Below are 18,084 nucleotides of genomic sequence, written 5' to 3'. Positions count from 1 at the left end.
GGCTTACGGCTGGGTCGAGGGCTGCTGGATGGTGGACTGCTGGCCCGCGGTCGCGTCCGCGGAACCGGTGATGTTCTGGTTGATCACGGCGTCCTGGTGGGAGACCGCGGCGGCCTGGCTGTCGATCGAGCCGATGTTGGCGGCGACGCTCGCGTCGATCGGCGCAGCGACGTTCGCGTTCGCGGCGACCGCGCCGTTGATCGGGGCGGCGATGTGGGCATCCGCCGCCGCGTTGATGTTCACGTTCAAGAGGTTGCCGTCGGTGATGGAGCCGGGGACGGCCGCCGATGCGGACGGCGCAGGCGCGGAGGTCGTGTCCTCGGCCGGCGTCATGTCGCTCACCTGATGGGAGTTGGCCACCGCGTCGGCTGCGATGCCCTGCTGGATGGCCGCGCTCTGGTCCGCCCCTGCGACGGCCGTGGACCCGGCCGAGAGCACGTTCGCACCGGCCGACGCCTCGATCGGTGCCGCCACGTTCGCGTTCGCCGCGACCCCGAGGTCGACGGGAGCGACGAGCCCCAGCCCGAGGTTCAGGTCCGCATTCAGGTCGAGAATCGAGGCGACCTCCTTGTCGGGAAGGGGTGTCACACCCTCCGCGGCCAGCTCCTCCGCGGAAAGCGGCTGAAGATCTTCGGTGTTGTCCTCGCTCATTGCACGCTCCGTCTCCGGCGCCTCATGCGCCTCTTCGGTCATCGCGCACGTTCTGCGCGATCCGGTGAGGAAGGTACGCGGGGCGCAGCCGCTCTCAAGACGGTTTATTTGGCCATGTGGTTGTGCTAAAGCAACGGGGCGCCCGAGGCGATGACGCGAGTCTCAGCGCTTCGATCAGGCCTGAATGCCAGCTGCGCCATCATGGCTTCTTCAAATCGCACCCGGTCACTGCTCGGCCTCTTGCTTGTCTGGTTCTGACAGCAGCTCGTCAAGGCGCGCAAGCAGCGGCGCTAAGGCGGTCTCATCTTCGGTGTCGTACGCGAGCAGAGGACCATCCACCGCCAGCGCCTCTCGCGCGTCATTGCCGAGAGTTGCGCGGAACTGCTCGGCACGCTGGCCGTCGGCGTGCCCCGGGTGGCGGTTTCCGTCCTGCTCGCGTCGAATGAACCGTCGCGTCAGCTCGTCAGGAGAGGCCGTGCAGTGGACCTGGATCGCGGTGAACCCGTACCGCTGCTGCCAGGCTTGCACTTTCGCGTCCTCATACGCCGGGTTGTAGGCAGCGTCGACGATGAACGAAGCGCCGGATTGCAGGAGGAGTTCGATGGAGTAGTCCAGCAACGCGAAGCTCGCCCTGCCGAGCCTCTCCGACCATTGGACGTCCCCGACACCCAGGGTGTCGAACAGACGCTCTTTGATGTCGTCCTTCGCCACGATGGGCAGGTGTCGCCGCTCCGAGATGATGCGGCTGAGCGTTGACTTGCCGGAGGCCGGCCGGCCCACCACGAATATGACCGTCTGGTTGGCGGCCGCCGCCGTGAGGCCTTGCCTGGGATCGGGACGGAGCGTCGTCGGATCGGTCACGGATCGGACTCTACTCGCGGTACCGGGCACCTGGTCCGAACCGCCGTGCTACAGTTTCGCCCATGATCGCGCGCGTGCACGCATATCTCCCGGCTCTGGTCAGAGCCGGCGTCGTGTAGCGCGCGTTCCTAACTGGTCAGAGCCAAAGGCAAGGACATTCGTCCTTGCCTTTCGTGTATCCGCGGGAGGCTCTGGCCCGTCCACTCCTCTCGCCGCGTGGAGAGGAAACCCATGTCTCGAGCAGATGAGATTCTCGAACCGATGTGGCGGACGATCGACTCGATCGTCGACGAGGAGGCGCTGCGGCGGCGGCTGGATGCGGGCGAACGGCTGCGCATCAAGTACGGCGTCGATCTGACTGCGCCGGATCTGCACCTCGGGCACGCGGTCAACCTCTGGCTCATGCGCCATCTGCAGGATCAGGGGCACACCGTCGTCTTCCTCCTCGGCGACCTGACCACGCAGGTCGGCGACCCGACCGGCAAGAACGAGACCCGGCCCGTGCTCTCCCCCGACGCGATCGAGGCCAACGCGCAGGCGTTCCTCGACCAGGTCTCGATCGTGCTCGACACCGACCCTGCGGTCTTCGAGGTGCACAGGAACTCGGAGTGGTTCGGCCGCATGCCGATCTCCGAGCTGCTTGGCCTGTTCAGCATGACGACTCACGCGCAGCTGATGGCGAGGGACATGTTCCGCGAGCGGATCGCCGCCGGACGCGAGATCGCGCTGCATGAACTCACGTACCCGGTGCTCCAGGGGTACGACAGCTTCGCCATGCAGAGCGACGTGACGATTGTGGGCTCCGATCAACTCTTCAACGAGATGATGGGCCGTCAGTACCAGCAACGCCTCGGCATGCGATCTCAGAGCATCATCACCACGGTGATCACCCCGGGCCTCGATGGCGGCCCCAAGCAGTCGAAATCGCTGGGCAACTACGTCGCGCTCACCGACACGCCGACCGACAAGTTCGGCAAGATCATGAGCTTGAGCGACGACCTCGCCGGTGTCTGGGCCAGCGCGTACACGAATCTCGACGAGCGCGAGCTCGCCCGCATTCGCGAGGACATGAAAGCCGGCGGCGAGGTCGCCCGAGACGCGAAGCTCACGATTGCGGGAGCGGTCGTCGAGCGGTACCACGGCACCGCAGCCGCCGCTCGGGAGCGCGAGGCGTTCCTGAACGTCTTTTCTGGTCGCGCCGATCCGAAGGACATCCGAGACGTCACTATCTCTGATCGCGCGCTCACTGCGTTGGACCTGCTCGAAGCAGTCCGCCCTGACCTCAGCCAATCCGCACGCCGGCGCTTGCTCGCTCAGAACGCGGTTCGTGTCGACGGGCGACTGCTGGGTGACCCCAACGAGCAGGTCACCGTGACCGACGGGAGCATCATTCGATCTGGGAGGCGGGCGTGGGCGCGAGTCACGGTGCGCGCCGGGCGGTGAAGAACCGCACGACACCGCCCCATCCGCGGCGTCTGCTTCCGGGGAAGACGCTCACAGCGGCCTGGAGCAACTGGCGGAGACGGAGGGATTTGAACCCTCGGTCCCCTTACGGGGACTCCACCTTAGCAGGGTCGAGTAAGCCGACCCCTTACCGCATTTTCGGGAACCGAACGCAATGAGTACACACCCTGCACCACGCGAAGATGGTTGCAACTGTCCCCTGGCTGTCCCGAGCGAAAGCAGGCCGATGCTACGTCAGAGATGCACCATCGAGAATGGCAACGCACGGGACATTGCGTATGCCTGATGTGGTTGTAGTCGGCAGCATCGACGTCGACTTTGCGGCTCGCATGCGGAAGCTTCCGTCGGCTGGTGAAACGATCGGAAACGGCCTGCTCTCACGAGATGTTGGAGGCAAGGGGGCCAACCAAGCCGTTGCTGCTGCTCGCCTCCGAGCACGCACCGGCTCGTCGCCTGCGTCGGCGAGGACACCGATGGAGATTGGGCCCTCGCTACACTCCGAGGCGCGAACGTTGATACGTCGAGAGTTCGACGGTGACGGGCTCACACACTGGCAACGCCCGCATCGTGGTAGACGATCAGGGCGAAATCCAGATCGCAGTCTGTCCCGGTGACGGCGCTCAGCGAATTTCCCCAGTTCTGCTCGGCGGGTTCCAGCGGTCGCCGCTACACCTGAGGTAAGTGGGTGTGTATGAGATCTGGTTCGACGCGTCGTCCGGGACGACAGCCGATGGTGCACAAGCAGCGTGCGTTCGCTAAGCTGCTGCAGCAGGGGGTGTCGATCTCCGAGGCGTGCCGGCGTCTCGGGATCGACCGTAAGACGGGGCACTGGTGGAAGAACGGCGGCGTGATCGTCAAACCGACCGGCACCCGTATCGTGGAACCGGTCGTCGGCCGGTATCAGGGCAGGCCCGAATCCGATCGGTACTTGAGCGAAGCGGAGCGCGTCCGCATCGCCGACGGCCACCGTGTCGGGAAGTCTGCGCGGGCGATCGCGGCCGAGCTGGGCCGCGCGGTCTCGACGGTCGCACGGGAGCTGACCCGCAACCGTGCCAGTGACGGCGACTATCACCCGTTCACCGCGCACGCGTTGATGCGTGCCCGCCGCCCCCGTCCCAAGCGCCGACGACTCGAGACCGAAACCGTGTTGCGCTCACTGGTGCAGCGGTACCTGGACGTGCGGTGGAGCCCCGAGCAGATCGCCCACGAGCTCGCAACGAAGCACGGCGAATCGATCGCGGTCGAGACGATCTATCAGGCGCTCTACGCACCGAGCCGCGTGATTGCGCGAGAGGCGAGCGCGGCGCTGCGCACGGGGCGACCGCACCGGCGTCCGCGTCGTCGCGGTGACCAGCGTCGACCCCGGTTCGTGGTGCCGATCACGCCGATCGATAAGCGACCCGTGGAGGTCCTGGATCGGCTCGAGCATGGTCACTGGGAGGGGGATTGCATCGTCGGCGCGTACAACCGCTCTGCCATCGGCACGCTCGTCGAGCGCACGTTCCGGTACACTATTCTGCTCCACCTCGATGGCGAGTCCCGCGCCGGCCCGGTCCGCGATCAGCTCATCGCGACGTTCCGCGCGCTCCCAACGTCGCTGCGGAAGTCGCTGACCTGGGACCAGGGCAGCGAGATGAGCCACCACCTCACGGTTGCGGCGGCGGTGGGCATGCCGGTGTACTTCTGCGATCCGGGAAGCCATGGCAGCGGCCGACGAACGAGAACACGAATGGGCTGCTGAGGGACTACTTCCCGAAGGGCACGAATCTCCGCGTGCACACCGTGGAGGACCTGCGCCGAGTCAGTGACGAACTCAACCGACGACCGCGGAAGACGCTCGACTGGAAGACACCGCACGACCTCTTCGCTACTCTGCAGACCAGGGCCGTGTAGCGACGACCGCTGGAACCCGCCGAGCAGAACTGGGGAATTTCAGTAAGCGCCGTCACCCGTGCGAGTTCAGAAGTCGAGAACATCTTGCATCGGGGCCTCAAGCTATCGGCCGACGTTGGGGCTGAATAGGCTGGACACCCGAAAAGCGTCCCTCCAGCGTCCAGTGCGAGACCTTCCGACCCTTTGTGCCGCCCCAGGTCTGGTGGAGGCTCCTGACATCTCGACAGGATGAGGGGAATGCCGAAGTTGAGGAAGTATCCGCCTGAGTTGAAGGAGCGGGCTGTGCGGCTGGTCCTGGCTGCACGTGATGAGGATGGCGGCCGTCGTGGCGCGTGCACGCGTGTCGGGCAGCAGCTCGGGATCCCGTCGGACACGCTTCGCGGCTGGGTCCAGCGGGCCGAGATCGATGGCGGCTTGCGGCCGGGCCGCTCCAGCGACGGCCTGCACACGCGAGCGGCTTAGGGACTCGAACGGGCTAGCACGATGACGGCTCGCAGCGAACATGCGCCCGAGGCACGGGATGTGCCCACACCAAACCATCCGGCCCACCATTGGGGGGATGGTGGGCCGGATGCGGGCGCCGCTGTCGCCAACCCGGATTTGCTTCAGCGGCCGTCTTGTCGGGTACTAATGAGTGCCCTGGTTAGTTCTGCACGGCTTGGAAGAACCGCCACTGAGCGGTTGTGTTGTACGTCCGAACACCTATGGCCCCTGCACCAGTAGTGGTACAGCCGGTATCGGTATACGAGAAGTGGGCAGATTCCCCTCCAGTGCTGGGGACACCCGTGACTGAGACTGTGCATCCCGATACCTGGGCAACCAATCGGTACCAGGTGTTGTTGGCGAGCGGAACAGGAAGACTCGTCGATTGCAGCATCGTCCAGCTGTTTGTCTCGCGTCCGAGGAAGATGCTGGACTGATTCACGCCAATAAAGTAACCGTTGAGGGAGTCGACGCCTACGGCTGGGCTGGTGACCCTCACCAGTAGGCCGGCGTTCCCGGTGACGTTGCCTAGGGAGACGTCTCCGGCCACCGCGTAATTCGTCCAGCTGCTCGATCCCGTTACCGATTTATCTCCGGCGCCCCCGATCGAGTCGGAGTACGCGCCTGGAGATCCGCTGGCCGCCCAGGTCCCGCCGTAGGGGGTCCAACCCGATGTGCTTCCGGAGTCAAACGGCGCGAGGTATGGCGTGGGTGTTGACGTGGTAAGCCCACCAGCTGTTACGACGATGTTCCGCCAGCTGGCTGTGCTGCTCTGGTCTCGCACTCCGATAGAACCGGAGGTGAAGCAACCCGTGTCGGTGTATGTCAGGCTGATCGGTGTGGCCGTTGAACCGGAGGGAACGCCGCTGACGGTGAAGGTGCATCCGATCGCTTGGACGGTGACGTGGTACCAAGTTCCACCTGATAGGCCCCCCGGGATGGTGGCGTTGGCAAGAGCCGTCCAGGATCCGTTCTCCTTGCCGAGGACCAACTGAGTCGCTGTAACGGCGACGTAATAGCCGTTGTAGGTGTCCGCGCCCACTGATGGGTCCGAGGCCCGGACTATGAATCCGGCCTGGGTGCCGCTATCGAGCCGGACATCGCCCGCCAGCGTGTAATCGGACCAGCCAGTGGAACCGGCGAGGGACTTGTTTCCGTTGCTGCCGCCACAACTTTCGGAAAGGACTCCGCTGGAAGTGCTCCAACACCCTCCATAGTTGATCCAGCCTGCCTGACCTCCGTCGAACGTGCTGACGTAGGGAAGAACCCCCGCGTTTGCTTCACCCGTGCCTTCCATACACCCGGTAGACCCGACCGCTGTCGCGGTTGTGTATCTGACGGACGTACCGCTGCGGCCGAGAAGAAGATCCGGGCTGTAGCTGGCGGCACATCCAATCCCACTGACCAAGATCGGCTGGAATGGCGCTGGCGTCCAGGACCAGTTGCCCGTTCCATTATCCGTGTTGACAAAAATCGCCTGGCGATCCTCCTGCGTGAATGCGTTGGTGGCAAGGTAACGGGTCCGCATTCCCGTCAGAAGGAGTTCACCGTCAGGGCCGCCGGCAGGGCTCCAGACGATGAAGGGACTGCTTCCCAAATATCGGCCATCACCAGTGACGGCCTCAGTGCCAAGGTCAGAGGCCCCCGTGCCCCACGTGGAGCCACCGTCGCTCGAGGTCTTGGTGTGGGCTTCGCAGTTGCGCCCTGTACCGCAAATCTCGTAGGCAAGCACCTCATTACCGCTGGGAAGCGTCGCGACCGTGGGCATCCCGGGCCGGTCCGTTGATGACGTGCTGGCCACATCAACAACAAGTCCTGGAGAGAAGTTAGTAGATCCGTCCGGTTTCGCGCTCCACGTGTCACCACCGTCATTCGACACCGTGTGAGCGACCACTTGGGCGTACGTCGGCTCCTTTCGCTCGTCCGAGAAAAACATGGCCAGTTGCCCGGAACCATTGACCATCACGAACGGTTCCCACACACCACTGCCACCGTTGGGCGCGCCGGTGGACCCTCCCCCCGTCTGCAGAGTCTGTTGATACGTCCACGTAGAGCCGTGGTCGGAGCTTCGCCACATGACGAAGTTGGTTTGGACGTCCGTACTGGGTGCAATGTTCGCGATGAGTATCAGGCTCCCGGCAGGATATGACCCCAACGATGTCGGGAACTCGAAGAGAAACGGTTGATAAATTTGGTTTGATGGGTGGTCTGTTCCTGTCAACGGGTCGGTCAGTGAAGCCGCGGTAGACCAAGTGGACCCGTTGTCCGCACTCTTCCGAATCAGCAACGCGGCGGGACTCGTCGTAGTGTTCCAGTGCTCGAACGTCGACAAGAGCGTCCCATTCGCAGTGCCGCTGTGCTCCAGCCTGATGGTCCTGTCGTAGGCCATCGACTCAGTGCTAGACGTCCTGGTATAAACGCTCGAGCCCAAGTCATTGGCGTTTGCGGGCGGGGCCGCGGTAAGCGCAGCGGCTGTTACGAGCGCTACTGAAGCGGCCACCGCGAGGATCGCCAAGGTCCTACTTCGTTCTTGTATCTGTGACGCCATCTTGAGCCTCCTCGATCCTTGAGCGATGCGCTCAGATTTGTCGAGCATATTATACGATTATAATCTGGTCAATAGCTCCGTTGAGCCAGTCGCGTAAGCGCGGCGGGCCAGAGAATCGCTCGTATCCCCGCGAGGGTGGGTGGGCCCACCACGCGAGCAACGGATCTCTTCGTTTCCACGTTCGCGTCGAGGGGCCCGGCCTCGCAGGCATGCCCTAGCAGGGAATACAAAATTCGCTATCTGATCTCCGGCCGGTCGACCGTGAGCTCGCGGTAGGTTCGGGGGGCACGCGACTCCATGCTCAGAATTCCCTCGAGATGCGCTGAGTCGATCCAGGGCAACCATGAGCGGTGAAGGCCGCGCCCACGGGTCGGCGCGAGGCTCCAGTGCTCCTGTTGCCAGCCGGCTCCTGCGAGACCTCCACCGACCGAGGCATCCAGCACAGCCTTGGTATTGTGCAGCAGGATTTGAGCAACATCGCGATAGTGGCTTTCGCCCGTCAATTCGAAGAGTTGAGCGAATCGTCCTGCATCCGCCGACATGTACTGATGAACGAGAGAATGCCCGGTGGCTATCAGTTGTAATCCGGTAGTCGGCACACCGATTGGCCACTCTAAATCGATCGTAGGAATCATAGGAACATCCCAGATGTAGATCCAGGTTTCGGCGAAGGCGGCCGCTGATTGCGCGCGATCCAGCCAGAGCGATTCGCCTGTGAGCCCATGAAGAGCAAGGTAGCCCTCAAGAGCGATCGAACCCGCTTCCCCGTCCACAACGCCCGGGTTGTCCAATGTGCCACTTCGGTATACGAAATGCTGATGTTCGCTTGACCATGAGAATTGGCCGGCCCGTACCGCCGCCTCAATGTAACGACCATCGTGAGTTGCTTCATACATCTCTGCCAGGAACGGGACGATGGTGTAGCTTGTCGCCGGGCTCGCGTCCGCGATGGCGCCGCTCCGAGCCGCCCAGGTGCGAGGCCAGCGACCGTTGTCTTCCTGCGTCAGGAGCCATTCGCCGAGTGCCATAGCCCAGGCTATCCACCCGGGATGATCTCGACCGTAATGGCGTTCAGCTCGCCACGCCCGCACCATTCCTTTTCCGCCCTCTGCGAGCGAACGCAGGAAGACGACGTCGGTCGGTTGCCCCCACGGCGCCGAGGCCCTGAGCGCGCCAGTCGCCAAGTCGAATCCTTCGCCAGCTGGCGGCGAGACGGGCAGTTCCACGAATGTGTTCAGAACGTCCTCACCCGCGGCGCGAAGCCCGACAGATTCCTGCTCAGACCGAGCAGCGATTTCCAGCAACTGCGCTGCCAGTTCAGTATTGCGACCCGTGAAGCCCATCATCGCCCAACTAGCCCGATGCTCCTGGCCGGGGACAATACCGCCGGTCACGGCGTCAAGCATCAGCGGGAACCCGGCTCGGCCCGATCGACGCATAACAACCGAGCTCGCGTGCATGCTAACAACCGAGCGGACGTGCTCGATGTCATGCCATAGCGTTTGCGGACGCATACACTTCCAGGCCCAACGCCAGACTTCGGCAACGAAGCCCGACCGAGACTGAGTCCCGAAACGAATCTTGAGTTTGTATCGCTGCTCATGCCCATCGTTAAGCGGATGGTACCGGCGCCTCCATTGGTGCATCTGCCCGTCGGGGAACGTGTCACCCCGGTACGTCACCGGTCCCTCTAGTGCCGGATAAGTGAAATGCAACGGAGTCCGACGGCTCGACTCTCGCCAGCCAAGAGCCCCCACATGCACCCGAGGATCAACCAAAACGTTGCCACTGGCGCCGCTTGCGTCGGCCATACTCGTCGCGCCATCGGGATCGACATGCATGAGCGCGACGTACGCTCCTGAAATTGAATCCCTGACGCCAAGGACCGGAGCCGTGAGACGGTCCTCCCGAATGGTGACGTCCGTTATGCCGGCCCGGCGCCATGCCTCGCCCCCGAGGGCGAATGGGTTGATATGCGAGAAGTCGCCATATGCAATACCAGGAGCAAATACCTCATCGTCAGTAGAATTCCACGGTGCCGCAAATTCGAGCGATGTGGCGAAACCGCCGGAGACATTTCCCGACACCGCGACAGCGCGGCTGAGGTGCAGAACCGAACCCTCAAGGTCCCAGCGATCCCGCGTCGTTATAGTGGCGTCGCCAATACAAACGCTCGCGATTGCACTGGTAGGCGTGGAGCCAGCGGTGTAGCGCACTGCGAAACGCTGAATGTTTGCGTCCTGAATCGTTTCCACGACAAAAGGCTCGTCGATCGTCAGCGTCAAACCAGAAGCGCTAAGGACCACCACCGTGCCGTCGCGCACCTGGAGCGTTGCCGGGAGCGTCCCACTTGCTCGACCCGTCACCCCTTGACCGCCCCTGCGCTCATGCCACTTACGATGTAGCGCTGAAGGACGAAGTAAAGAATGAGGATAGGGATCATCGACACGATCGCCGCCGCGAACGCCAGGTTTACCTGCTGCGAATACTGCCCGAAGAAGTAGAACTGCACTAGAGGAAGCGTTCGTGTGTCTTCCTTCTGAAGCAGCATCAGCGGGGCGAGAAAGTCGTTCCAGGACCCCAGGGCAGCCAACACGATCACAGTCAGGTTGATGGGACGAAGAAGCGGGAACACGATGCGGAAGAAGATGGTGAACCGCGATGCGCCATCGAGGCGCGCCGCCTCCTCCAACTCGACCGGAATCGTCTTGATGAAACCCGCGTAGAGGAAAGCGAAATATCCCACCTGCACCCCGATCTGCACGATGATGATCCCGAGCAGCGAATTGATAAGGCCGAGCGATCGAAGCTGGACGTAGAGCGGGAACATGATCGTCTGAAACGGGACCAGGATGGACAGCAAGAACAAGTAGTAGATGACGCTGTACACCTTGCTCTTTCGACGAGTCACGATGTAACCCGCCATAGAACAGATGAGAACCGTCACCGTCACCACGGAAACGGTGACAATCACGCTGTTGAGGATGTTGGTGAAGAAGTACGGGATTTTGGTCGCGGCGACGAAGTTGTCCAGCCGCCAAGCGGGGGGAAGGCCAAGGGGGTCACGTGTCGTCTCCTCCGGCGACTTGAAGGCGTAGACCACCGCAACATAAAAGGGGAATAAAAACGCAAGGCCAACCGCGTACATCAGCGCGATGCGAAGAGTGCGGGCCGATGAGCGCCGCGGAGGCGGCTCGATGGAATCGCGTGCGGCCCGGCGGGTAAGCAGAGAGGTCATCATGCGGAGATCTCCCGCCGGCGAAGCATCGAAGTGAAAGCGATCATGAAAGTCAGCGACACCAGCAAAAGCACGAGAGATGCCATCTGCCCATAGCCGGCTTTGAAGTACGGAAACTGGTTGTCGTAAACGTACATGGCGATCGTCTCGGATGAGCTGCCGGGACCGCCGCGGGTGGCTACGTATGAATAGTCGAACATTTTCAATCCCAGAGCGAAGAACAGCGGGATTGTGTAGGTGAACGCGGGAGCGAGAGCCGGAATTGTTACGTGGCGCCATTGGGTTACCGCTCCTGCACCATCCACGGCCGCTGCGTCGTACAGCTCCTTCGGGATGGTCTGCATGGCGGCAAGGTAGATGATGACGGCGAGGCCGGTATCACGCCAGATCGCGATCCCGGAAATGCCGACCATTACCCACTCAGGAGATGCAAGCGGGCTCAGCTGGTGGAACCACTGGTAACTGACGGTGTTGTACAGGTATGTCCACATCACCGCGGCCAGGACCAGCGAGACCACCGTAGGCATGAACACCACGCTTCGCAGCACTTTCGAGCCACGGAACCTCTCGTTCAACCCGCTCGCGATGAGCAGCCCAAAGCCATTGATGAAAATGGTCGTCAAGAGGGTAAACACCAAGGTGTTCTTGACCGGCTCGAGAACCGACGGATCGGTGAAAAGTAACTGGAGATTCCGCAGGCCGGTGAATTCGCGAGTTGGCGAGAGTCCGTTCCAGTTGGTAAACGCGATCGGAATGCCGTTAACCAGTGGGATCAGGATCACGAAGCAGAAAAAGGCCAGAGCGGGGAGGATGAACGAGAAGTCCAAGAAGTGTCTACGAGCGTCGCGCAAACGTTTGGTGTTCCGAGGAAGAGGGTCGTCCTGCGGAAGAGCCCGTCGCGGCCCGGTCAGGGTGTGTGTCATTACGTTTCCTTCGGTGGGCGGCGGGGCGACCGTGAAAGCGGTGCCCCGCCGCGCCTTAGCGTGACCTAGTCACATGTCTCACTGCGACTGGCGGATTCGATCGAAGTCCGAATCGAACGCGCCCACATACGCATTCAGGTCCGACTGCCACTTAGGTGTGAACGGGTACTCCTGAATGCGCTTGAACCAGGCGTCCAAGTACTGGCCGCTGAAGTCGTCCGTTGCGGACGAGTTCCACACCTGTCCCGCGTTGATGTACTTCTGGATATCCGCCGTCATCGGATCAACCTTGGTAGCGCTCGCACCCTTCACGGTGCTAATGCCCTGGATTGCGTCAGCCCAGATCTTCCCGCCTTCCTGGCTGGTCATGTACTTCAGGAACGCGAGCTGTGCCTTCGGATACTTGGAGTTGGCCGACGCCATCCAGTTATCATCCGTGAACACCTGCATGAGGTTGTCCTTTTGTGTGTCGAAAGTCGGCAGCAGGAAGAAGCCGAAGTTACCCTGCGGGTTGTAGCTGCGAATCGGCGCGAGGCCCCAACTGCCAAGAATCACCATTGCTGTATCACCCTTGGCGAACATCTGCTCCGATTGGTCCAGGCCAACCTGATTGGCATCGCCGTTGACATACTGGTTTCGTACCCCAAAGCGCTGCCAGGACTCCTTGAAAAAGTCGAGATCACTGAACTTCTTCTTGCCGGCCTGGACCTCGGCGCGCCAGTTCGGGTCTTTGGCGGAGGGGCCGCCGAAGAGATCTGCATATAGCGCGCCGCCGAATGTCCCGAGATCTTTGTATCCCGCAGCGAACGGAGTGATTCCGTTGTCCTTGAGCCTTTTCATCACTGCCGTGAATTCAGTCCACGTCTTCGGAACGTCGACTCCAGCCTTCGCGAAGATGTCCTTGTTATAGAACACGCCGCCGGCGCCCAGCGAGAGAGGCACACCGTATACCTTGCCGTCGATCGTAGTACCGTCCAGATACTTCGGATCGATCGTGTTAACCACGTCGGTCTTCGTAAGGTCGCGGATGAGGCCGTCCTTCACGAACTCGCTGTAAGTCTTGGGCGAGCCGAAGAGGATATCCGGCATCTGCTGGCCCGATGCACGAAGTTTGAGTGTGTCGCCGTACTGGTCCAGGCTGGTGGATTCGACCTGTACCTTAACGCCCGGATACTGCTTGTTGAAACCCTTGATGAGCTGGTTGAGACCGTCCAGCTTCGGCTTCTCGGTCAAATAATGCAGAACGGTGAGTGTTGCCCCGTTCTCCACCCCATCCGAACTCACGCCTGAAGGGGCTGCCGAACTCGAACAGGCGCTGAGCGCCAATGCCGCCGCTACGGCAATTGGTGCAAGTAGCTTCCTACGCATAACTTCTCCTCATTGAGCGAAATGGCTGTGGTGGCGGCTCGGGAAGCCGACAAACAACCACTTTACCATATAATACGATTAGTGAGTCAACGTCGCAGTCGTGACGCGACTCGCGCTCAGCCATTCTCGATAGTCATGCTCCAGCGCACGCGGCCCGATGCAGGGACGACTGCGGCGTCGGAGGGACCTGCAGTGTTCAAGTCAAAGGCGTTGCCGAGCATCGGCTCGATCCCGATGTTGCGGTATTTCTCTTCCGCCCGCCAGGGATAGCCTCCCAGATTCCGCCACACGCCCACGGAGACCGGCTGGTTAGGGCAGGCGAGCTGGAATCGAAGACTGTCACCGCGGTCATTTACCTGTACGGCGCCCCTGCCTGGAAGCAGGCAGAACATTGCTGAGCCGTCATCGGGGCCGAGCTCGGCGAAGTCAATGCCGAGCGGATACGGCCAGGTCGTCTCCACCGCCAGCGCATGGTCTGGCCACGCCCGAGCCCGGCCCGGTTCTGCGTCGATGCGCGCACCGACGCCGAGCTCGAGGAGAGCATGTGCCGCCCAGATGAATCGGGTTCCCGGCGGAGCGGTCAGGTGGTAGTCGACCTGTATCCCATCGCTCTCACATCTGAGCTCACGCTCCAACTCGATCTCGTCGTACGCCACGCGGTGGATCTGGACCGCCGGGTCCGCTTTGCACGTCCGCCAAGGGCGCGCCCAAAGCATGCCATGGTCGGGGCGGTCGCCGATCGTGGGAAAGCACTCCTCGAGCCCGCCGGCATCGACGAACGCATCCCCTGGACGCGCACGGTATCGCGCGGCGTCCGGCCGCGACCAGAGCCACTGTCTTCCGGACGGATCACTGAGCTTCTCCCAGCGCCCACCATGATCGGCGTCAATCATCACTGAGAAGGATTTCATTGGCGGTCTACCATTTGGTCATGCTCGTCGGGTTCACCTAGCACAAGAGGAAAGCCCGACGCGAACGAGGAGTTTTTCACGGAATTCGCCCTTCTGTTCCGAAGTATATTATAATATGGTTAAGGAGGTACCGTGACTGTTTTTTCTAAGCGGGGATTGCAAGGACAGCTGGTCGACACACTCGGCCGACGCATTCTGTTGGGGGAACTGGCCGAGGGCCAGACAATCGACCTCGAAGGGCTCGAGTCCGAATTCAACGTCAGCAGAACCGTCGTGCGAGAGGCTCTTCGCGTTCTGACCGCAAAAGGCCTACTGGACGCGAGACCGAGAACCGGCACGTTCGTTTTGCCCCGACGCAATTGGAAGCTCCTCGACGAGGATGTCATGCTTTGGCGGGCCGAGAACGGGCTGAGCGAGAAGCTGCTCAACGAGCTCGATCAGCTGCGGCGCATTATTGAGCCAGCTGCGGCACGGCTGGCAGCCCTTCACCGTTCGGAGGAGGATCTTTCAGCGATCGAGAACGCGCTTGAGCGAATGGCCCGCGTGTATGCCGAACACCGCAATCTTCACTCCAATGGGCTGGCTGAGCACGTGCAGGCCGACATTGATTTCCATACCGCACTGCTACGAGCAACCGCGAACGAACTCGTAGCGCATATGGACATGTCACTGCGCCCGATTTTGAACTTCCGTGATTCGTTGATCCCCGAAGGCCAGCAAAGCGAGCAGTTCCTGGACGCACACCGTGCGGTCCTTGTAGCCGTCAAGGCACAGGACGCCGACGAAGCCGAGCTGGCGATGTTGCAGTTGTTGAGCGAGGCAGCCGATGATCTCACTCAGCTGGTCAACCAACAGACCCCGGCATGAAATCCGTCCGTGTCGTCCTCGCGGGCGAGGTGCTGGCTGGTTTTCTTGCCAGCGCTGGCGTCCCCTTAGACGCCGCTACGGAGTACCAGCGCACTTTTGTCGGAGCAGAGAGCAACACTGCCGTGGGATTGGCGCGGCTGGGCATAGATGCGACCTTCATTGGTCGAGTGGGCGATGACGCGTTGGGGCGCGCAGCCATCAGATTCTTGCGTGGAGAGGGCGTCGACACCAGTTTTCTGGCGACGGTCCCCGGTGCCACCGGAGTTCTCATTCGCAGCGCATCAGGAACCGAAGGGCTCGAAGTGATTTACGCGCGCCAGGGATCGGCGGGATCCGGGCTCTCGCCCGACGACATCCCCCAGCAGGTGGTCGCCGACGCCCAGGCGGTCCACCTCACGGGGATCACGCCCATGCTCTCCGCGGCCGCCGAGGCGACGTCGCATCGCTTGATGAAGCTCGGCGAACGTCACGGTCTCGTGATCGCTTTCGACCCGAACCTTCGTTTGAAGATGGCCCCGATTTCGGCATGGCGTGCCACCCTCGCCCCGCTCCTATCCCGCGCCCATGTGATTTTCACGGGAGCCGATGAACTGAGGGCTCTAACCCAACGGGACGACACCGATCAAGCGGTCGACGCGGTCTGGCACGAGCGAAGCCGACTCGTTGTCGTTAAGAACGGCGCAGCCGGGGCGCGGGCATGGGACGGTTCGCGTTGGCATGTCGCCCCGCCCGACCCGGCCTCGGTCGCCGACCCAGTTGGAGCGGGCGATGCATTCAATGCCGGCTTTCTAGCCCGCTGGCTTCGCGGCGACGCGATCCTCGACGCCCTGAACGCGGGTGCCTTCGCCGGCGCTTCCGTCGTCCAATTCCGTGGCGATACTGCCGGACTCCCCACGCAGATGAGGACCGTCGTCAAGGGCGACGTGGACAGGTAGGAGACCCGCCATGAGCAACCGAGACGACATCCGCAGCGCCATCGTCCGAGATGGCGTCGTCGCAATCGTGCGCGCCACAGACTCGGAATCCGCGCTTCAAGCCGCCACGGGACTGCTTCGGGGGGGTCTCAGGGCGGTGGAGATCTCTCTGACGACACCCGGAGCGCTGGAAGCGATCACCGCCGCTCGACGGCTCGAGCTTGGCTATGTGGGCGCGGGGACTGTTCTGGATGAGTCTTCCGCGACCGCCGCGATCAGGGCCGGTGCTCAGTTCCTTGTCGCACCTACTCTGAAACGGGCCGTCATTCGCACCGGCTTAAGGCATGGCGCCGTCACGTTGCCCGGCGTTGCCACCCCGACAGAGGCAGTCCAGGCCATGGAATACGGGGCCGATTTCGCGAAGCTCTTCCCGGCCAGCGGCTACGGACCCAAGGCGATCGCAGACATGCTCGCAGCTCTGAAGCAAGTTCCCTTTGTTCCTACCGGTGGAGTCACTCTCGAGGATGCGGCCGACTACATACGTGCCGGGAGCGTGGCTGTCGGCCTAGGTTCAGCGCTCTGCCGAGGAAGCCAAGCGGAGATGTCCACCCGGATCCACGGATTGCTCTCTCGAATTTCCGCTGCTCGTTAGAGTTGACTGGCGTTTCGATCGTATAATAGTATTAGTGCGATTGGAGTTTGCTGATGACCACTTCCACGGACGGCGCACTCGCAGGGCTGCGCGTGCTGGACGCGACCCAAATGCTCGCCGGCCCTCTGGCCGCCACCCGACTCGGTGACCTCGGCGCCGATGTCATCAAAATCGAACCGCCCTCCGGCGAGTTCAACCGCACCCACGGATTTGAGGACATCAAAGTCGCCGGAGAGATGTCGACTTTCCTCGCGGTGAACCGCAACAAGCGCAGCTTCTGCGTGGACTTGAAGGATCCGGATGGGCTGGCCGCATTCCTGGAGTTGGCCAAGACCGCCGACGTGGTGCTGCAGAACTTCCGGCACGGTACGGCCGGCCGGTTGGGAATCGGGTACGAAGCACTCTCTACACTGAACCCCGCGCTCATCTACTGCTCCATTTCCGGCTACGGCTCGATCGGACCGTATCGCGACCGACCCGGCCAGGACCTGGTTATCCAGGGTTATAGCGGCTCCATGTTCTCCGTCGGCAAAGTCGATGACGTCCCTCTACCCGGCGCTCTCTGGGCCGCCGACACCATGACCGGGTACCAGGCCGTGATCGGCATACTGGCAGCACTGCACCACAGGCAGACCACCGGCCGCGGTCAACACGTGGAGGTCGACATGCTCTCCGTGGTCCTAGATACCCAATTGCAGGAGTATGTCACCTACCTCAACACCGGCCGGCAGCCGGAGCGGACCGCCGAATGGAGCGCGCACTCCTTCATCCCGGCACCGTATGGGGTGTACCGCACCAGCGATGGTTGGCTGGCGTTGGCGATGACCACCTTGCCCAGGCTGGGCAACGTTCTTGACGACGACTGGCTGCGCACTCTGACTGAGTACAACGACGGCGCGGTGCACAAGGACGCCGTCTACGCGCGGATCCGGCACGCCTTCGAGGAACGGAGCACCGCAGAGTGGATCGAACTCTGCGACCAGCATGGTGTGTGGTCGGGCCCCGTTCTGGACTACCAAGGCGTCGCCGACGACCCACACATTCAAGCCGCCGGGATGATCGTCGAGCAGCCGCACCGCGACGGATCAACGATCCGAACGACCCGGGTACCGATCCAGCTCTCCGAGACCCCCCCTAGCATCCGCCGCGGGGCGCCCGCGCTCGGCGCCGACACCCACGACCTGCTCCTCGAACTCGGATACTCCAAGGCCGCCGTCGAAAGAATGCTTGCCGTCGGCTCCGTCGTGGACGCCGATGCACGTGCGATGGAGGCCGCATCATGAGCGGGGCTCACATCCTCGTCGACAACCA

Annotated in this window: 15 protein-coding genes and 1 pseudogene; 8 read left to right on the top strand and 8 right to left on the bottom strand. The window is 62.4% G+C overall.

The features are described from left to right. Positions 1 to 3: 3 nt before the first annotated feature. Together ACTJI1_RS15000 and ACTJI1_RS14995 are read right to left on the bottom strand one after the other, a co-directional pair. Positions 4 to 651: a peptidoglycan-binding protein gene (locus tag ACTJI1_RS15000; protein ID WP_440743259.1), complete on the bottom strand. Its 648-nt coding sequence runs from the start codon at positions 649 to 651 to the stop codon at positions 4 to 6. A 225-nt stretch (positions 652 to 876) separates the two neighbouring features. Further along, positions 877 to 1,512, bottom strand: a complete 636-nt coding sequence (locus tag ACTJI1_RS14995; RefSeq protein WP_440743258.1) for an AAA family ATPase — start codon at positions 1,510 to 1,512, stop codon at positions 877 to 879. 231 nt (positions 1,513 to 1,743) lie between these two features. Here ACTJI1_RS14995 and tyrS point away from each other — a divergent pair, with 231 nt between their 5' ends. The 4 genes and pseudogenes from tyrS to ACTJI1_RS14975 all read left to right on the top strand — a co-directional run bounded on the left by tyrS (position 1,744) and on the right by ACTJI1_RS14975 (position 5,331). Further along, positions 1,744 to 2,955 carry a tyrosine--tRNA ligase gene (gene tyrS, locus ACTJI1_RS14990; RefSeq protein ID WP_440743257.1) on the top strand — a complete coding sequence of 404 codons (1,212 nt, stop codon included), beginning with the start codon at positions 1,744 to 1,746 and terminating at the stop codon, positions 2,953 to 2,955. Positions 2,956 to 3,158: 203 nt separating this feature from the next. Continuing rightward, positions 3,159 to 3,590 carry a PfkB family carbohydrate kinase gene (locus ACTJI1_RS14985; RefSeq protein WP_440743256.1) on the top strand — a complete coding sequence of 144 codons (432 nt, stop codon included), beginning with the start codon at positions 3,159 to 3,161 and terminating at the stop codon, positions 3,588 to 3,590. A 116-nt stretch (positions 3,591 to 3,706) separates the two neighbouring features. Then, a pseudogene (locus tag ACTJI1_RS14980) lies at positions 3,707 to 4,869 on the top strand (IS30 family transposase). 228 nt (positions 4,870 to 5,097) lie between these two features. Then, positions 5,098 to 5,331: a transposase gene (locus ACTJI1_RS14975; protein WP_440743255.1), complete on the top strand. Its 234-nt coding sequence runs from the start codon at positions 5,098 to 5,100 to the stop codon at positions 5,329 to 5,331. 181 nt (positions 5,332 to 5,512) lie between these two features. Here ACTJI1_RS14975 and ACTJI1_RS14970 read toward each other — a convergent pair whose 3' ends face one another. The 6 genes from ACTJI1_RS14970 to ACTJI1_RS14945 all read right to left on the bottom strand — a co-directional run bounded on the left by ACTJI1_RS14970 (position 5,513) and on the right by ACTJI1_RS14945 (position 14,322). After that, on the bottom strand, positions 5,513 to 7,948 hold the full coding sequence (locus ACTJI1_RS14970) for a family 16 glycoside hydrolase (RefSeq protein WP_440743254.1): 2,436 nt from the start codon (positions 7,946 to 7,948) through the stop codon (positions 5,513 to 5,515). A gap of 188 nt (positions 7,949 to 8,136) precedes the next feature. Beyond that, on the bottom strand, positions 8,137 to 10,224 hold the full coding sequence (locus ACTJI1_RS14965) for a hypothetical protein (protein WP_440743253.1): 2,088 nt from the start codon (positions 10,222 to 10,224) through the stop codon (positions 8,137 to 8,139). Positions 10,225 to 10,262: 38 nt separating this feature from the next. Further along, entirely contained in the window at positions 10,263 to 11,141 is an 879-nt protein-coding gene (locus tag ACTJI1_RS14960; protein WP_440743252.1) for a carbohydrate ABC transporter permease, read from the bottom strand. Beyond that, positions 11,138 to 12,061 carry a carbohydrate ABC transporter permease gene (locus ACTJI1_RS14955; protein ID WP_440743251.1) on the bottom strand — a complete coding sequence of 308 codons (924 nt, stop codon included), beginning with the start codon at positions 12,059 to 12,061 and terminating at the stop codon, positions 11,138 to 11,140. Before ACTJI1_RS14955 ends, ACTJI1_RS14960 begins: the two co-directional genes overlap by 4 nt. Positions 12,062 to 12,139: 78 nt before the next feature. Next, on the bottom strand, positions 12,140 to 13,429 hold the full coding sequence (locus tag ACTJI1_RS14950; RefSeq protein WP_440743250.1) for an ABC transporter substrate-binding protein: 1,290 nt from the start codon (positions 13,427 to 13,429) through the stop codon (positions 12,140 to 12,142). A gap of 116 nt (positions 13,430 to 13,545) precedes the next feature. Continuing rightward, positions 13,546 to 14,322 carry a hypothetical protein gene (locus tag ACTJI1_RS14945; RefSeq protein WP_440743249.1) on the bottom strand — a complete coding sequence of 259 codons (777 nt, stop codon included), beginning with the start codon at positions 14,320 to 14,322 and terminating at the stop codon, positions 13,546 to 13,548. Between the two features lie 150 nt (positions 14,323 to 14,472). On the opposite strand from ACTJI1_RS14945, the gene ACTJI1_RS14940 reads away from it, so the two are divergent. The 4 genes from ACTJI1_RS14940 to ACTJI1_RS14925 are packed head-to-tail and all read left to right on the top strand — an operon-like array spanning position 14,473 to position 18,056. After that, positions 14,473 to 15,207 carry a FadR/GntR family transcriptional regulator gene (locus ACTJI1_RS14940; RefSeq protein ID WP_440743248.1) on the top strand — a complete coding sequence of 245 codons (735 nt, stop codon included), beginning with the start codon at positions 14,473 to 14,475 and terminating at the stop codon, positions 15,205 to 15,207. Beyond that, positions 15,204 to 16,142, top strand: a complete 939-nt coding sequence (locus ACTJI1_RS14935) for a sugar kinase (RefSeq protein ID WP_440743247.1) — start codon at positions 15,204 to 15,206, stop codon at positions 16,140 to 16,142. The genes ACTJI1_RS14940 and ACTJI1_RS14935 overlap by 4 nt, the downstream gene beginning before the upstream one ends. Before the next feature lie 10 nt (positions 16,143 to 16,152). Beyond that, positions 16,153 to 16,773 carry a bifunctional 4-hydroxy-2-oxoglutarate aldolase/2-dehydro-3-deoxy-phosphogluconate aldolase gene (locus ACTJI1_RS14930; RefSeq protein WP_440743246.1) on the top strand — a complete coding sequence of 207 codons (621 nt, stop codon included), beginning with the start codon at positions 16,153 to 16,155 and terminating at the stop codon, positions 16,771 to 16,773. 53 nt (positions 16,774 to 16,826) lie between these two features. Then, positions 16,827 to 18,056 (top strand): CaiB/BaiF CoA transferase family protein, encoded by a 1,230-nt coding sequence (locus tag ACTJI1_RS14925; protein ID WP_440743245.1) that lies wholly within the window; start codon positions 16,827 to 16,829, stop codon positions 18,054 to 18,056. Positions 18,057 to 18,084 lie beyond the last annotated feature (28 nt).

It is taken from the genome of Leifsonia sp. 22587 (assembly GCF_052044215.1).
Lineage (GTDB): Bacteria > Actinomycetota > Actinomycetes > Actinomycetales > Microbacteriaceae > Leifsonia > Leifsonia shinshuensis_C.
The sequence above is the reverse complement of the archived record's forward strand: the minus strand, read 5'-3'. Positions and strand labels throughout refer to the sequence as shown.

Coding starts and splice junctions, on each gene's coding strand:
- ACTJI1_RS14970 (WP_440743254.1), bottom strand. CDS start 7,948: ATGCTCGACAAATCTGAGCGCATCGCTCAAGGATCGAGGAGGCTCAAG.
- ACTJI1_RS14955 (WP_440743251.1), bottom strand. CDS start 12,061: ATGACACACACCCTGACCGGGCCGCGACGGGCTCTTCCGCAGGACGAC.
- ACTJI1_RS14950 (WP_440743250.1), bottom strand. CDS start 13,429: ATGCGTAGGAAGCTACTTGCACCAATTGCCGTAGCGGCGGCATTGGCG.
- ACTJI1_RS14960 (WP_440743252.1), bottom strand. CDS start 11,141: ATGATGACCTCTCTGCTTACCCGCCGGGCCGCACGCGATTCCATCGAG.
- ACTJI1_RS15000 (WP_440743259.1), bottom strand. CDS start 651: ATGAGCGAGGACAACACCGAAGATCTTCAGCCGCTTTCCGCGGAGGAG.
- ACTJI1_RS14935 (WP_440743247.1), top strand. CDS start 15,204: ATGAAATCCGTCCGTGTCGTCCTCGCGGGCGAGGTGCTGGCTGGTTTT.
- tyrS (WP_440743257.1), top strand. CDS start 1,744: ATGTCTCGAGCAGATGAGATTCTCGAACCGATGTGGCGGACGATCGAC.
- ACTJI1_RS14930 (WP_440743246.1), top strand. CDS start 16,153: ATGAGCAACCGAGACGACATCCGCAGCGCCATCGTCCGAGATGGCGTC.
- ACTJI1_RS14945 (WP_440743249.1), bottom strand. CDS start 14,322: ATGATTGACGCCGATCATGGTGGGCGCTGGGAGAAGCTCAGTGATCCG.
- ACTJI1_RS14985 (WP_440743256.1), top strand. CDS start 3,159: ATGGTTGCAACTGTCCCCTGGCTGTCCCGAGCGAAAGCAGGCCGATGC.
- ACTJI1_RS14975 (WP_440743255.1), top strand. CDS start 5,098: ATGAGGGGAATGCCGAAGTTGAGGAAGTATCCGCCTGAGTTGAAGGAG.
- ACTJI1_RS14925 (WP_440743245.1), top strand. CDS start 16,827: ATGACCACTTCCACGGACGGCGCACTCGCAGGGCTGCGCGTGCTGGAC.